Origin of the sequence: Tomitella biformata AHU 1821 (assembly GCF_000524475.1) — a bacterium.
Lineage (GTDB): Bacteria > Actinomycetota > Actinomycetes > Mycobacteriales > Mycobacteriaceae > Tomitella > Tomitella biformata.
Window position 1 is genome coordinate 201,945 of sequence record NZ_BAVQ01000023.1, and the last position, 14,554, is coordinate 216,498.

Annotated in this window: 14 protein-coding genes; 4 read left to right on the forward strand and 10 right to left on the reverse strand. The window is 68.8% G+C overall.

The features are described 5' to 3' along the window. Positions 1-47 precede the first annotated feature (47 nt). From TBIF_RS09790 to TBIF_RS09805, 4 genes are all read right to left on the reverse strand, one after another. Positions 48-1,346, reverse strand: a complete 1,299-nt coding sequence (locus tag TBIF_RS09790) for a S1C family serine protease (protein ID WP_024794633.1) — start codon at positions 1,344-1,346, stop codon at positions 48-50. A gap of 94 nt (positions 1,347-1,440) precedes the next feature. Further along, on the reverse strand, positions 1,441-2,829 hold the full coding sequence (locus TBIF_RS09795) for a HAMP domain-containing sensor histidine kinase (protein ID WP_084611631.1): 1,389 nt from the start codon (positions 2,827-2,829) through the stop codon (positions 1,441-1,443). A 17-nt stretch (positions 2,830-2,846) separates the two neighbouring features. Next, the gene (locus tag TBIF_RS09800) at positions 2,847-3,539 is read right to left on the reverse strand and encodes a response regulator transcription factor (protein WP_024794635.1); all 693 of its coding nucleotides are present in this window, start codon (positions 3,537-3,539) and stop codon (positions 2,847-2,849) included. 51 nt (positions 3,540-3,590) lie between these two features. Next, positions 3,591-4,208, reverse strand: a complete 618-nt coding sequence (locus TBIF_RS09805; protein WP_024794636.1) for a trimeric intracellular cation channel family protein — start codon at positions 4,206-4,208, stop codon at positions 3,591-3,593. A 185-nt stretch (positions 4,209-4,393) separates the two neighbouring features. Here TBIF_RS09805 and rpsR point away from each other — a divergent pair, with 185 nt between their 5' ends. After that, complete coding sequence (gene rpsR / locus TBIF_RS09810; protein ID WP_024794637.1) at positions 4,394-4,651, forward strand: 30S ribosomal protein S18; 258 nt, start codon at positions 4,394-4,396, stop codon at positions 4,649-4,651. An 80-nt stretch (positions 4,652-4,731) separates the two neighbouring features. After that, positions 4,732-5,181: a nuclear transport factor 2 family protein gene (locus tag TBIF_RS23355; protein WP_038170552.1), complete on the forward strand. Its 450-nt coding sequence runs from the start codon at positions 4,732-4,734 to the stop codon at positions 5,179-5,181. A 139-nt stretch (positions 5,182-5,320) separates the two neighbouring features. Here TBIF_RS23355 and TBIF_RS09820 read toward each other — a convergent pair whose 3' ends face one another. Together TBIF_RS09820 and TBIF_RS09825 are read right to left on the reverse strand one after the other, a co-directional pair. Beyond that, on the reverse strand, positions 5,321-7,282 hold the full coding sequence (locus TBIF_RS09820; protein ID WP_162472299.1) for a vWA domain-containing protein: 1,962 nt from the start codon (positions 7,280-7,282) through the stop codon (positions 5,321-5,323). Further along, positions 7,282-8,718, reverse strand: a complete 1,437-nt coding sequence (locus TBIF_RS09825; RefSeq protein WP_051461471.1) for an ATP-binding protein — start codon at positions 8,716-8,718, stop codon at positions 7,282-7,284. The genes TBIF_RS09820 and TBIF_RS09825 overlap by 1 nt, the downstream gene beginning before the upstream one ends. A gap of 371 nt (positions 8,719-9,089) precedes the next feature. On the opposite strand from TBIF_RS09825, the gene TBIF_RS23360 reads away from it, so the two are divergent. Beyond that, positions 9,090-9,686 carry a hypothetical protein gene (locus TBIF_RS23360; protein ID WP_235174630.1) on the forward strand — a complete coding sequence of 199 codons (597 nt, stop codon included), beginning with the start codon at positions 9,090-9,092 and terminating at the stop codon, positions 9,684-9,686. Continuing rightward, a complete protein-coding gene (locus TBIF_RS26235; protein WP_235174633.1) occupies positions 9,628-9,825 on the forward strand; it encodes a DUF559 domain-containing protein in 198 nt (65 codons plus the stop codon). The genes TBIF_RS23360 and TBIF_RS26235 overlap by 59 nt, the downstream gene beginning before the upstream one ends. A gap of 106 nt (positions 9,826-9,931) precedes the next feature. Here TBIF_RS26235 and purH read toward each other — a convergent pair whose 3' ends face one another. The 4 genes from purH to TBIF_RS09850 form a co-directional block, all read right to left on the reverse strand. Continuing rightward, a complete protein-coding gene (gene purH, locus TBIF_RS09835) occupies positions 9,932-11,485 on the reverse strand; it encodes a bifunctional phosphoribosylaminoimidazolecarboxamide formyltransferase/IMP cyclohydrolase (RefSeq protein ID WP_024794640.1) in 1,554 nt (517 codons plus the stop codon). A 47-nt stretch (positions 11,486-11,532) separates the two neighbouring features. Continuing rightward, positions 11,533-12,174 (reverse strand): phosphoribosylglycinamide formyltransferase, encoded by a 642-nt coding sequence (purN, locus tag TBIF_RS09840; protein WP_051461458.1) that lies wholly within the window; start codon positions 12,172-12,174, stop codon positions 11,533-11,535. Between the two features lie 103 nt (positions 12,175-12,277). Further along, on the reverse strand, positions 12,278-13,570 hold the full coding sequence (locus TBIF_RS23365) for a cell division protein PerM (protein WP_148302223.1): 1,293 nt from the start codon (positions 13,568-13,570) through the stop codon (positions 12,278-12,280). A 131-nt stretch (positions 13,571-13,701) separates the two neighbouring features. Beyond that, on the reverse strand, positions 13,702-14,412 hold the full coding sequence (locus TBIF_RS09850; RefSeq protein ID WP_024794643.1) for a DUF5336 domain-containing protein: 711 nt from the start codon (positions 14,410-14,412) through the stop codon (positions 13,702-13,704). Positions 14,413-14,554 lie beyond the last annotated feature (142 nt).

Here is a 14,554-nt window from a genome sequence, read left to right on the forward strand (position 1 = left end):
TGCAATATCTTCGACTCCGATTTCCAGCATCAGTTCTGGCCTCTCATTCAGTTGGGTGCGGCCGCGAGCGTCACTTCGACCGTTTTCGCGTTGCTGCCTTGGGCGTCAGTGACGGTGACCTGGACTTTGTCACCGGGTGCGTGCGAGCGGATGGCCGCGATCAACGCGTCCCCGCTGTCGATCGCGCGGCTGTCGACCTTCGTGATCACTTCGCCCTTGGCGAGGCCGGCCTCCGCTGCCGGACCGCCCGCCACCACGTCGAAGATCTCCGCGCCATTCACCGTCGACGAACTGGGCACCGAGATGCCGATCTGGGTTTTGGTCGCCTTGCCGGTGGACATCAGCTCAGTGCTGATGCGATGGGCCTGGTCGACGGGAATCGCGAAGCCCAGGCCGATCGACCCGGACTGATCGCTCTGCGAGTTGCCGCCCATGGTGGCGATCGCGGTGTTGACCCCGATCAGCTCCCCATTCATGTTGACCAGCGCGCCGCCCGAGTTCCCGGGGTTGATAGCCGCGTCAGTCTGGATCGCGTCGATCACCGAGGCTTGGTCGCCGGTGTTGCCCGACGTCGACACCGGCCGGTTCAGCGAGCTGATGATGCCGCTGGTGACGGTGCCGGACAACCCCAGCGGCGAGCCGATGGCGACCACGTCCTGGCCCACCGCCAAGTTCGACGAGGAGCCGATGGCGATCGGCGTCAGACCAGTCTTGTCGACCTTGATCACCGCGATGTCCGAGGACGGGTCCGCGGCGACGAGCTTCGCCGGTGCAAGGGAGCCGTCGGAGAAGCTCACCTGCATCTCCACCGCGCCCCGCCCGTCAGCAGAGGCCACGTGGTTGTTGGTCAGGATGTATCCGTCCGCAGTGAGCACGATGCCGGAGCCCTCGCCGCCGCCGCCCTGCGCCTTCACCTGGATGTCGACAACGCTCGGCAGCACTTTTGTCGCCACCGACTGCACCGAGCCGCCAGGCGCTGTCGCCGCGGGCTGCGCGTGCACCGAGGTGCCATTGCTCATCTGCACGGTGCTGGTGCCGGAGTTCTGCGACGCCACATAGCCGCCGACCGCACCGCCCGCCGCGCCGCCGACGAGTAGGAACGCCAGCGCGCCCCCGACCAGGATCGCCGCTCCGGGACGCCGCTTAGGTGGCTGCGGTGCCGGTCCCTGCGCGCCGCCGTGCGATGGAGGTCCAGTTGGCGGCTGGCCCGTCGGCGGGTAGCCGGCGGGCGGCTGGCCGGCCCCGTAGTACTGCGGGGAAGGCTGCGCGGGGAACCCCTGCGTTGGTTGATGACCGCCGGGGTTTTGACCGCCGGGGTTTCCGTACGGGTTTCGCTCATCGCTCATGTCAACACCCTCCTGTGCTTCCCACCTGCGCAGTGCCGGTGAGGCTGAATGTCCTTAGTCTCCGGCACAGAACTGAGAGGCCCGTAAGAATGAGCTAGCGATTTGCCGTGGGATTGCCGCCGCCCCCGGATTCGGCCGCGCCCGGCAGCACGATGCGGATCAACGCCCCGCCCCGATCCGACTCCCCCGCCTCGATGCTGCCGCCATATTTCTGCACCACCTGACGAACAATCGCCAACCCGAGCCCCGAGCCCGGCATCGATCGGGCGTCGGTGGAGCGATAGAAGCGCTCGAACACCAGCTGCCTATCCTGGGCCGGAATGCCGGGGCCCGCGTCGCCGACGAGCAGCTCCGCGCGGCCATCTCCGATCTGCCGCAGCATCACCTCGACATGCTCGCCGGGCGGGCTCCACTTGGCGGCGTTGTCGAGCACGTTGAGCACTGCCCGCGAATAGCCGCCCGGATCGCCGTACACGGTCCACGGCTCTGCCCACACCCGGAAATCGATGTCTGCCCGACGCCGTCGCACCCGGTCCAGCGCCCGGTCTAGCACCTCTAGCAGGTCCACCTCCGCGTGGACCAGCTCTGGACTGTCCTCGCGGGCCAGGTCTACCAGGTCTGTGACCAGGGTGGACAACTCCTCAAGCTGCCCCATGACATCATCGCGGAGGCCGGTCATGTCCTCATCCGGGATGCTGCGCGCCCCGGGGCGGCTGACCGCGATAAGCAGCTCCATATTGGTGCGCAGCGAGGTCAGCGGAGTCTTGAGCTCATGGCCCGCGTCGGCGACGAGCCGGCTCTGCCGCTCCCGCGACTCCGCCAAGGCCCGGAGCATGGAGTTGAAACTCATCGTCAGCCGCGCCAGCTCGTCATTGCCGGTCACCGGTATCAAGGCGAGGTCGTTCGTCTTCGCGACGCGCTCGGTCGCGGCCGTCAGTCGGGACACTGGGCGTAGCCCCGTGCGGCCCACGACGGCGCCGGCCGCGGCGGCGAAGAACACACCAATCCCGCCGACGATGCCGAGCACCAACGCCAAGTGGTCCAGGACAGCCTGGGTGCCGTCGAGCTTCTGCGAGAGGACCAATGTGACACCGGTCGTGGAATGCTCGGCGAGGATCCGCTGCCCCCGCACCGTGCGGAGGGAGAAGGGGCGCAGGCCGGCCGCGACCGCGATCTCCGGATCACCGATGGGGATCGGCTCGCCCGGTGCGTAGACGGTGCCGTCGGGGTACATCAGGGCCACGTTGATATCGGTGGTGAACGCCGTGGCGAAGGTCGCCACGGCGCGTGGCTCCGCAGCGAGGGCGGAGCTGGTGGTGAGCGATGCGGCGCGGTTGCGGAGAGCCGTGTCGACGTTGCCGTACAGCGCTTGGCGCACCACCAGGAACGTCGTCACCGCCATGACGGCCACCAGCACGACGGCCACCGTCGCGGCCAGCGCCGTCACCCGCCCGCGGAGGGAGACCTTGCGGAGCATCCCCATCGGCGTGCGGCGCCGGCTCACGGCGGGGAGTCCCGCAGCACGTAGCCGACCCCGCGCACGGTGTGGATCAAGCGCGACTCGCCCTCCGCCTCCGTCTTGCGGCGCAGGTAGCCGACGTAGACCTCCAGCGCATTGCCGGACGTCGGGAAGTCGTAGCCCCAAACCTCCTCGAGGATCCGCCCGCGCGTGAGCACCCGCTTGGGGTTGCACATGAGCATCTCCAGCAGCGAGAACTCGGTACGCGTCAGGCTGATCGGCCGCCCGTCGCGCACCACCTCCCGGCTGCCCACGTCCAAAGTCAGGCCTGCGAACTCGAGGGTCTCGTTGTCCTCCTCGGAGTCCGGGTCCACGGTGGAGCGGCGCAGCAGCGCCCGCAGGCGCGCCAGCAGTTCCTCGAGCGCGAAGGGCTTGGGCAGGTAGTCGTCCGCGCCCGCGTCGAGACCCGCCACCCGCTCGGAGACCGAGTCCCGGGCGGTGAGCATCAGGATCGGCATGTCGTCCCCCGCCCCGCGCAGCCGCCGGCACACCTCCAGTCCGTCGACGCGCGGCATCATGACGTCGAGCACCAGCGCGTCAGGCCGCTCGACGGCCAGCTTCTCCAGGGCGTCGAGCCCGTCGTGCGCGGTATCGACCGTGTACCCGTTGAAGGTCAGCGAGCGCCGCAGCGATTCCCGCACGGCGCGGTCGTCATCGACAACCAAAATGTTCATTCCCACAGTGTGACCCTACGAGCTGAGACCCAGATGAGAGCGCAGGCCCGGCTAATCGGCGCGCTCGGGCCAATGCGGCGCGGTCGGCAGATTCCATCCCCGTGCCAATGCCAGCAAGCGCAGAGTCGTAGCCGTCACCGTGCCGATGACGAGACCCCACGGAAAGGGCAGGCCTATCGCATGCGCCCCGACAACCAAGCCCGCGCCCACCAAGGCCGGAGTCGCATACAGGTCCCTGCGCAGCACCAGGGGCATCTCGTTGACCAACACATCTCGCAGCACACCGCCGCCAATAGCGGTCGTGGCGCCGATGATGACCGCCGCCCACCAGTTCGCGCCCAGCACCAGAGCCGTGGATGCGCCGGTGGTCGCGAACACCCCCATGCCCAGCGCGTCGAGCACCAGCACCGCGCCCTTGATCCGGTCGACCGCAGGATGGAACACAAACACCGCGAGCGAGAACACCAACGCCACCGTGATGTTCTGCCAGCGGTCCATCGAGACGGGCGGTGTGACGCCCAGCAACAGGTCTCGCACGATCCCGCCGCCGATGCCTGTGGTGATGCCGACGACGCACACCCCGAACAAGTCGAGCCGCTTATAAACGCCGATGGACGCCCCCGACGCCGCGAACGCCGCGGTGCCAATCAAGTCGAGAGCAGTGAGCAAAGGTCCTCCAAGACCAGGCGGTGAGCGGGCTCAGCTACTCTATCCAGAGCGGCTCGCAGACCATCGATTGGACTCTGAGCGCTGCGCTGCGTAAGTTTGTCTTGTCACGGGTCAGCTCCTCGAGGGACCCCTTCGGGTGGAGCGACCCGGCAATAAACATAAACAACCTGGTAGGAGACCGACAGATGGCTGGCAAGAGGAATTCTGCCCCCCGCAAGACCCGCGCTGATGCGCCCCGCAAGCCCAAGAAGAACCCCTTGATCGTCGCCGGCATCACGCATGTCGACTACAAGGACATCAACCTGCTGCGCACCTTCATCTCGGACCGCGGCAAGATCCGCAGCCGTCGCGTCACGGGCCTGACGCCGCAGCAGCAGAGCCAGGTCGCCGTGGCCGTGAAGAACGCGCGCGAGATGGCGCTGCTTCCTTACACCACGCACTAAGCCATACAGCACACTCAAAGCCGGGCAAGACGTATTCTCGTCTCGCCCGGCTTTGCTGTGTCTAGAGACTGGAGTTTTCCGTGGACCTTGTCGCTCTCGAGGAGATCAAGCGCCTCAAGTACCGTTACCTGCGTTGTCTCGACGGCAAGGACTGGGACGAGTTCACCGAGACCCTGGCCCCCACCGTGCGCGCCCAGTACGGCAAGTTGGTCTTCGACGACCGCGAGCAGCTCGTGCAGTTCATGCGCAAGCACATGGGCAAGATGGACATGCTCACTGAGCACCACTGCGGCCACCCCGAGATCGACATCGACGGTGACACCGCCCGCGGCACCTGGCAGCTCTCCGACACCGTGCTCATGCCGGCGGCCGGCTACCTTTTGCGCGGCGCCGCGCTCTACGAGGACGAATACGTGCGCGTCGATGGCCGCTGGCTGATCAGCCGCACCGGCTATCAGCGCACATTCGAGTATCACGTCAAGCTTGAGGACATGCCCAGCTTCCTGCTGACGGCCAACCGCTGGGCCTGATCTAGGGCTCGCCGGATGCTGGCTGGCTGGCTGGCTCGCTGGGGCTGTTTGCGCCTCGTGTGTGCCCTTGCGCATGCCGCAGCGGGCGTAAGCGCACACACGAGGCGCAAGGACGTCGGGGCTCTGGGCGGCCGGGCGGCTAGCGACGTTTTCGGGCCCGCAGATAGTCCCCGACGACCGCCGCGCCGAGTCCCTCCGCGTCCGGCGCGACCACCCGGCCGGACACCCGCCGGGCCATCTGGTCGACGAAGCGCGCCAGGCCCGGGTCCTCACCGAGTCGGAAGAACGTCACCTGCGCCCCGAGCCCCGTCATCGCGTCGAGCTGCTCGACGGTCCGGGCGAGCGTCAGCGGATGCGGCGGATAATCGAAGAATGGCTCCCCGTTCGGCTCCAGGTGCGCCGTCGGCTCACCGTCGGTGACGATCAGGACCACCGGCTGCGCGTCTGGGTGCTTGCGCAGGTGCCGGCCGGCGAGCAGGAGCCCATGGTGCAGGTTGGTGCCCTGCTCGAAGATCTCGCCCAGGCCCGCCAGCTCCCCGATGCTCATCGACCGCGCGTAGCGGCCGAACGCGATGATCGTCAGGTCGTCGCCGCGGAACCGGCTGCGGATCAGCTGCTCGAGGGCCAGCGCGGTGCGCTTCATCGGCACCCAGCGCCCGTCCATCACCATCGAGAATGAGATATCGACGAGCAGCGCGACCGCGGCCCGGGTCCGCTGCTCGGTCTCTGCGACCTCGACGTCCTCGGGTGTCAGGCGCACCGGCATCGCGCCGGCCCGCGTCACCGCGCTGATGACTGTCCTCGTGACGTCCCACGGCTGGGTGTCGCCGAACTCCCACGGCCGGCTCGAGCCCGTCAACTCCCCTGCCGCCCCGGCGTTCCGCGTCTCCCGCTGCCCCGTCCGCGAGGACAGTTGCTTCGCGACATCGCGCAGCGCGGACTGGCCGAGTTGGCGCATCGCCGTCGGCGAGAGGCGCAGGTCCCCGTCCGGACCGCGGTCCAGCAGCCCCTGCTGATGCAGCGCCTTCTCCAGGTCTGCCAGAGTTTTGGCCTCGACGGCCGCCTCCGCGCCGAGCTGTCGCGCGAGCATGTCCAGGTCCACGTCGTCGAGATTCGCGCCCGGATGCTCTTGGGCGAGGGCGTCCGCCAGCTCATCTAGGTCCCCGATATCCGAGAGCGCCCCGGTACCCTCGCCCAGGCCCATGCCCTCGTCGCCATCCATGTCCTCCGAGCCGCCCCAGTCCTCGCCGGGCCGGGCACCCTGCAGGTTGGCGTCGAGCCGCCCGAGCTGGTCTGCGATGGCCGAACTGCCAAAGGCCTGCTGCGCCAACGCGTCCAGCTCCGCCCGCTGGTTCTCGGTGAGCGAGTTCCGGAGCCGCTGCGCCGCGGCCGCGCGCTTGGCGAGGGCGTCGATCAGCTCGTCGGTGTTGCTCGGCCGCTCCGGAAACAAGTCGCCGAACTCGTCCATAAACTGGCCGAACTCCTGGGTGGTGTCCTCGCCGCGGCGATGGGACTCGAGGAGGTTGTTGAGCGCGTCGAGCATCTGCGCCACCCGCTGCTTGTCCTCATCGGTGGCGTTCTCCAGCAGCTCCTTCATCCCGGCGAAGCGCTGGTCGAGGATCTCGCGTCCCAGCAGGTCCTTGATCTGCTGATACTTCTGCGCGGCGTCGCTGCTGCGCCACTGGTACTCGGCGAGCTCCTCGACAGCCTTGGCGGGCGATGAGCTGAGCTCCGCGATCTGCATCTCCGCGAAGCGGGCGCCGTCGTCCAGTGCGCGGGCGAGGGTCTTGCGCTCTGTGAGAACTGCGTCGTCGAGGAGCTTCTTCACCTCGTCGAGGGTCCCGGCGAGGTGCCCCTTCTCCAGCAATTCCCGGCGGCGCTCATGCACTCGCCGCATCAAATCCTCGAGCCCCTTCTGCTGTCCGGTCCCCCGGCGCAACAGCTCCCGGATGGCATGACGAGGGGATGCGCCGGCCAGCACCTGCTCGCCGATGTCCGCGAGCGCGTCACGCAGGTCGACCGGCGGCGCGAGCGGATCCGGCCCGCCGACGTAGCGGCCGTAGCGGGCCCGGCGCATGTCGGGGCGCGGCGTGGACGGCATTAGCCGTACACCGTCTGTCCGTCGTCCCCGGCCTCCTTGGCGATGCGCCGGGCAAGGAACAGCCCCTCCAGTGCCAGCTCCACGGCGGCTGCGCGCTCCCCCTCTGTGCGGGCGCCGAGCCGCTCGATGACCGCCGCCACCGACTCGGCGTCTGGCAGTGACTCCAGCACGTCCGCCGCGGCCACCTCCTCCCCCGTGACGACCTGTCCGCCCAGATCCAGCGCGGACACCAGCGGCCCGAGGTCCAGCCCGGACAGCCGTGCCCTGGCCGTCTCCGCCGTGGCCCGGCGCAGCAGATGCTCCAGCACCGCGAACTCCCGGCCCTCCTCGCCCGGCTCGAACTCGACCTTGCCGCGGAGCACCGACAGCACCGTGTCGAGATCGATGGGCCGCGCGACCGCGTGCTCCTCGCCGAGAATCGCGGCCCTGCGCGTCGCCGCCGCGGCCACCGTCTCCGCCCCCGCGACCGCGAACCGGGCCGAGACGCCCGAGCCCTGGTCTACGGCGTTCGACTCGCGGAGCAGGCGGGTAAACCTGGCGAGAATCTCGATCAGCGGGGCGGGGACCTGGGCGGTCAGCACCGCCTCCTGGTCGATCACCGCGATCTCGTCCGCGAGGTCCATCGGATAGTGTGTGCGCACTTCCGCGCCAAAGCGGTCCTTCAGCGGGGTGATGATGCGGCCGCGGTTCGTGTAGTCCTCGGGGTTCGCGCTCGCGACCAAGAGCACGTCCAGGGGCAGTCGCAACGTGTAGCCGCGGATCTGGATGTCGCGCTCCTCCATGACGTTGAGCAGCGCCACCTGGATACGCTCGGCCAGGTCCGGCAGCTCGTTGATGGCGAGGATGCCGCGATGCGCCCGCGGGATCAGGCCGAAGTGGATTGTTTCCGGGTCCCCCAGGCTGCGGCCCTCGGCGACCTTGATGGGGTCGACGTCGCCGACGAGGTCGCCCACACTGGTATCCGGCGTCGCCAGCTTCTCGAGATAGCGCTCGCTACGGTGCCGCCAGGCGACGGGCAGCTCATCGCCGAGCTCCTTCGCTCGGCGCATCGACTCCGGGGTGATCGGCGAGTACGGGTGCTCCCCCAGCTCCGAGCCCTCGATCACCGGCGTCCACTCGTCGAGCAGCAGCGGCAGGGTCCGCAGCAGCCGGGTCTTGCCCTGGCCGCGCTCGCCGAGCAGCACGACGTCATGGCCGGCGATCAGCGCGCGCTCGAGCTGCGGCAGCACGGTGTCCTCGAACCCGAGGATGCCGGGCGTCGGGTCCGCGCCAGCTCTGAGCTTGTCGAGGAGGTTCTCGCGGATCTCCTGCTTGACGGGGCGCTCGACGTGGCCGGACTTGCGGAGTTCGCCGACAGTGGTGCGCTGCGGCGCCTGGTGCTGGGCGTTCTGGTGCTGGGCGTTCTGGTGCTGGGCGTTCTGGTGCTGGGGGGTCACGATCACCAGGCTACGAGCAATCCGGCCGCGGTCAAGGGCGAATGATTCTTCCTGCTCTCTTCCACCGGGCCCCTCGACTCCGCCGAGAATGCGCAAATGCAGGTGCTCATCGGCGTGTCGCCTGCATTCACGCATTCACGCATTCTCGAGCCGAAGACCGGCCTCAGCGCACGTCTCCGGCCTGTGGATAACTCCGGTTTTCGGCCGATTCATATCCGACCCATCAGCGAACATGCGGCATGGGGGAATTCGAACGGCCGTTTCGCGGGTCGACGGCCATCCGTGCAGGCACGCTCACCCGTCATCGGCTCACGCGGTTTCGGCGGCTGCACCGAGATGTCTATGTGGCGCGCACCGCCGAACGGTCGCCCGTGAATCGTGCCCATGCCGCAGCACTGTGGGCCGGCGATGGCAGCGTCCTCGCAGGCGTCTCCGCGGCCGCGCTGCACGGCTCGAAGTGGATAGACGACACGTTGCCCGCCGAGCTGATTCGGACCGGAACCGCGCGGTCGCCCAGCGGAATCATCGTCCACACCGATGCCCTGCTGCCCGACGAGATCACCATGCGCGACGGCATCGCGGTCACGACGGCGGCCCGCACCGCATTCGACCTCGGCCGTTGGCTTGCGGTGGATCCGGCGATCGTCGCCATCGACGCGCTGTGCAACGCCACCAAGCTGGAGCGGGCCGACGTGCTGCAGCTCGCCGATCGCTATCCGGGCGCCCGGCGGATCTGCCAGCTTCGCCGGGTGCTGGACCTGGTCGACGGCGGCGCCGCGTCACCCCGGGAGACGATGACCCGACTCCTCATCGTTCGCGAGCCTCCCCCGCCCCGAGACGCAGGTGCCGATCCTGGACGAGCGGGGCGTCCTCGTCGCCGAGTCGGACATCGGCTGGGAGCGATGGCGGTTGGTTGTCGAGTACGACGGCAAAGATCACTGGCTAAGCCGCACGCAGCGCTCCCGTGACATCGACCGATATCAGATTCTCGAGGAGCTCGGCTGGGTTGTGGTGCGCGTGGACGCGAAACTGCTCGACGAACGGCCCGCCGTGACGCTGCTGCGCATCCGGGCCAAGCTGACCGCGGCCGGAGTAGTCCTGCCCTGAGAGCTCGCGAACAGGACCTCGCCGAGTATGCGAAAATGCAGGCCACACTCCGGCGTGTCGCCTGCATTTCCGCATTCTCGAGCTAAGGACAGAGCCAGATAGGCGGCTAGTGCGCGAAGTGGCGCGCGCCCGTCATGTACACGGTGACGCCGGCCTCGCGAGCGGCTTCGATGACCTCGTCGTCGCGGACGGACCCGCCGGGCTGCACGATTGCCTTGACGCCGGCCTCGGTGAGCACCTGGAGGCCGTCGGCGAACGGGAAGAACGCGTCGGACGCGGCGACGGAGCCGACGACGCGGTCACCGGCACGGGTGACCGCGAGGCGCGCGGAGTCGACGCGGTTGACCTGACCCATGCCGACACCGACGGTCGCGCCGCCGGAGGCCAGCAGGATGGCGTTGGACTTCACGGAACGGCATGCGCGCCAAGCGAACTCGAGGTCCGCGAGGGTCTCGGCGTCCGCTTGCTCGCCCACGGCGAGGGTCCAGCCGGCGGCGGTGTCGCCGTCGGCCTGCAGCACGTCGCGCTCCTGCACGAGGGCGCCGCCGCTGATCTCCCGCAGCTCCACGCCGGCTGGCTTGGGCGCGGGGGCCCGCAGCACGCGGATGTTCTTCTTGCGCTGGAGCACCTCGACCGCGCCGTCTGCGTAGGACGGGGCGATGATGACCTCGGTGAAGATGTCGGCGACCTGCTCGGCCATCTCGACGGTGACCTCGCGGTTGCTGGCGATCACGCCGCCGAACGCGGATACGGGGTCGCAGGCGTTGGCCTTGCGGTGCGCGTCGGCGATCGCGGCGTCGCCAGCGAGGGCGGAGATGGCGAGACCACAGGGGTTCGCGTGCTTGATGATCGCGACACACGGCCCGGTGTGGTCGAACGCGGCGCGCCAGGCGGCGTCCGAGTCCGTGTAGTTGTTGTAGGACATCTCCTTGCCGTGCAGCTGCTCGGCCTGGGCGAGGCCAGGCACGGCGTTGGTGCTGACGTACAGGGCCGCGCGCTGATGCGGGTTCTCGCCGTAGCGCAACTGCGCGGAGCGAACGAAGGTGACGCCCTTCCAGGACGGCAGGTCGTCGGCGGAGTCCGCGTCGGTGAGCCTGGTCATCCAGCTGGCGACGGCAACGTCGTAATCGGCGGTGTGCCGGAACGCGGCGGCGGCGAACGCGGTGCGCTGTGCGAGGGTGAAACCGCCCTCGGCGACAGCCGTGAGCACGTCGGCGTAGCGGGTGGGATCGACTACGACGGCCACCGACGGGTGGTTCTTCGCCGCGGCGCGAACCATGGAGGGGCCGCCGATGTCGATCTGCTCGACGCACTCGTCATCGGTCGCGCCGGACGCGACGGTCGCGGTGAACGGGTACAAGTTGACGATCACCAGCTCGAAGGCGGGGATACCCATCTCGGTCAGCGTCGCGAGGTGATCGGCCTTGCGCGTGTCGGCGAGGATGCCGGCGTGCACGCGGGGGTGCAAAGTCTTGACACGGCCCTCGAGGACCTCTGGGAAGCCGGTGAGCTCCTCGACGGGGGTCACGGGGACGCCGGCGGCGGCGATGGTGCCGGCCGTCGAGCCCGTGGAGACCAGCTCGACGCCGGCCTCGTGCAGTCCGCGCGCCAACTCGACCAGACCGGTCTTGTCGTACACGCTGACCAGCGCCCGCTTGATGCCCCTGCGTCCTGCTGAGTTATCCCGGTTCACGGGGCTGTCCTGGCTCACTGGATTACGGCCTTTCGTCCATCGGATTTCACACCACGGGTGGCGACTGCGGCGATGACCTCGACCAGCAATCGTCGTTCCACAATCTTGATTCGCTCGTGCAGCGAGTCCTCGTCGTCCCCGTCGAGGATCGGCACGGCCTCCTGAGCCAGCACCGGACCGGTGTCCACGCCGGCGTCGACAAGGTGCACCGTCGAGCCGGTGACCTTCACGCCGTATGCCATCGCGTCGCGCACGGCATGGGCGCCGGGGAAAGAGGGCAGCAGGGCCGGATGGGTGTTGATCACGCGCCGGTCGAAGCGGCCGAGGAATTCGGGGCTCAGGATCTTCATGAAGCCGGCGGAGACCACCAGGTCCGGGGAGAACGACGCGACCGTGTCGGCCAGCGCCGCATTCCAGGCGGCGCGGTCCGGGTACTCGCGCAGGGACACGCGGCGAGAGTCGACGCCGGACTTGGCCGCACGCTCCTCGGCGACGCAGGCACGGTCCACCACCACCCCGACGACTTGCGCGGGGTAGGCAGCCACCGCGGCGGCGTCGAGCACCGACTGCAGCAGAGTCCCGGAGCCCGACGCGAGCACCACGATGCGCGATGAGGTGGACGGCGCCAGCTCACTGGACCCGATCGAGGCGTTCAGAACTCACTCCAGGGTGGAATAGACAAGTTTTCGGCGACTGCCGACGGTGATCAGCCTAGTCTCCGCGGGTTCCAGGGGCTCGGGGCAGGCCCTCGGTAGTGATCTAGGACTCCGAGCCGGGGTCCTCGTCGGCGGTGTCGGACTCGCCGGCGCCGAGTTCTGCCAGTCCGCCGGACTCGTCGTCCATTTCGTGCGCATCGTCATAATCATCGAACTCGTCCTCCACGGCCACGGCCGCCGTGTCGCGGCGCCTGCCCAGGGCCAGGGCGCCCAGCGCCACCGCGAGGCCCCCCACCGTCACCCAGCCGAACACGTACATCGCGTAGACCGGAGGGTCCACGCCGAGGTATCCGAAGGAGCCCATCTCCCCGCTGGCGAGGAACCCGAGGGCCAACGTGATCATCGCCGCCACCGCGCCCGCCGCCACGAAGAAGCGCACAACGTCCATGGCGGTCTCCGCCGCCGCACGGTACCGCCAGCCGAGCCACAGTCCGATGGCCGCGCACACACCCAGCAGCAGCGGCCAGAACCCGCCGAGCTCGGCCTGCGGCAGCACGCCGAGCACTGGGACCGCGGGCACTGGGCCAGGATGTACGTGGAACAGCGAGTAGCTGGCTTCCCCGATGTGGGCGGTCGAGCCGGCGAGCACCCCGGACCCGGCAACCATGACGTTCGGCAGATACAGGATTGAGAGCAGAAGCAGGCCCAACTGGCCGATCATCGTGGGCTCGGCGCCGATCATCTCCGCGATGTCGGTCCAGCCGACGAAGGTGCCCACCATCGCCAGCAGCGCGCCGACGCTGAAGAACGCGGCCGCCGCGACAACCCCAGCCCGCAGGCTCGTGAGCATCCAGTCCGGCACCGCCCACCGCTCGGCGTTGGCCCAGAGCACGCGCAGTCCCACCCCGACCACGGCTGCGAGGCCGTTCACCGCGACGACCCCGCCGATCGACGCGAGGGGACCCGGCCCAGACACGCCCAACGCGGAGGAGGAATCGGCGATCAACGCGAGTGCCACCACCGTAACCACCAGGGGCCCGCCGACCGCGGCGCCGATTACCTGGAGCTGTCGAACGGGATTCGCGTGGATGTCCGTGAAGCGGTACGTGCACCGCGCCACGCCGGTGAACACCAGCAGGGTGGGCAGTAGCGGCAGCGCTCCGAGGTCCGTGCCCCCGATGTAGACCGGCACCTGGTGCACCGCCAGCCAGACGGAGCCGATAGCCCCGAACACGCCGGTCAACGCGCTGCCCGCGCTGAGCAGGGTGGCGAGCACTGCGGTAATCACCAACAGCGCCGTGATGCCCGCCGGCAGGAAAGCGACACGGAGCAGCGACTGCTCCCACCTACCGGCAGCAGTGTTCTCGGGGGACCCACGGTCAAGCACAAGACTCATTGTTTCCAGCCTGGCATCAAGGCGGACGCGGCAGGCTAAGGCGCGCCGAAACATTGGCCACAAATGCGACCGGGCCCACCCAGCACGACGCCCCGACCGCGGATGATCCGAGATCGGGGCGCTCGAGCAAACTACTGCTGGCTGGGCGGCTGCGGCTGGCCGTACTGCTGGCCGGTCTGCGGCCCCGGCTGCTGGCCCGGCTGGCCCGGCTGACCCGGCTGCTGGCCCGGCTGCGGCTGTCCGTAGGGCTGCTGCTGCGGCTGACCGTAGGAGGGCTGCGCTGGCTGCTGCTGCGGCTGGCCGTAGCCGTAGTTCTGGGGCTGCTGGGGCTGCGCGTACTGCTGCGGGGCCTGGCCGTACTGCTGACTCTGCCTGGACGGGCTCCCGCCGATGATGCCCGCGGTGATCAGAACCGCGGCGATCGCGATGGCGGCCTGCACCAGGGCGATGACGAACACGAGCCAGTAGCCCCACGCCGTGGAGGTGTCCGCCGAAAGCAGGAACAGCATAACAATCACGGTGGTCAGGCTCAGTGCGCCGGAGATCGCGAGGTAGGACTGCTGCTGCGGGATAAGCCCGACCACGGCGATCAGGCCCGCGAGGAAGACAAACCCGATCGGCAGGAGCAAGCCGGTCTCGTAGAAGGATCGGGTGGAGGAGGACATCAAGCTGCCACCGCCGAAGTCAAAGGCGCCAGCGAGGCCCATGAGCACACCGGCCACACCCAGAACCGCGACGGCCAATGGCACCAGGAACCCGACTAGATCGGGGCCCGCCTTCGGCTGCTGCGGCGCGCCGTACTGCGGCGCTCCATAGCCGCCCTGACCCTGTGGATACGTCATCGTCATCCCCTCATTCCAATGGCGCTCAACGATTGCGCGCCGATAACCTTTGCCTTCGATCATTCACGATATTCCGGTCGGCAGGCCACTCGGGGTAAGGCGGGCGCCAAATCTCGCACCCCCCGCGGCACATCCAGCTACT

Bases quoted from the DNA above. Each gene is read 5' to 3' on its own strand.
- TBIF_RS09790 (WP_024794633.1), bottom strand. From the start codon at position 1,346: ATGAGCGATGAGCGAAACCCGTACGGAAACCCCGGCGGTCAAAACCCC.
- TBIF_RS09795 (WP_084611631.1), bottom strand. From the start codon at position 2,829: ATGGGGATGCTCCGCAAGGTCTCCCTCCGCGGGCGGGTGACGGCGCTG.
- TBIF_RS09800 (WP_024794635.1), bottom strand. From the start codon at position 3,539: ATGAACATTTTGGTTGTCGATGACGACCGCGCCGTGCGGGAATCGCTG.
- rpsR (WP_024794637.1), top strand. From the start codon at position 4,394: ATGGCTGGCAAGAGGAATTCTGCCCCCCGCAAGACCCGCGCTGATGCG.
- TBIF_RS09820 (WP_162472299.1), bottom strand. From the start codon at position 7,282: ATGCCGTCCACGCCGCGCCCCGACATGCGCCGGGCCCGCTACGGCCGC.
- TBIF_RS23365 (WP_148302223.1), bottom strand. From the start codon at position 13,570: ATGAGTCTTGTGCTTGACCGTGGGTCCCCCGAGAACACTGCTGCCGGT.
- TBIF_RS09850 (WP_024794643.1), bottom strand. From the start codon at position 14,412: ATGACGTATCCACAGGGTCAGGGCGGCTATGGAGCGCCGCAGTACGGC.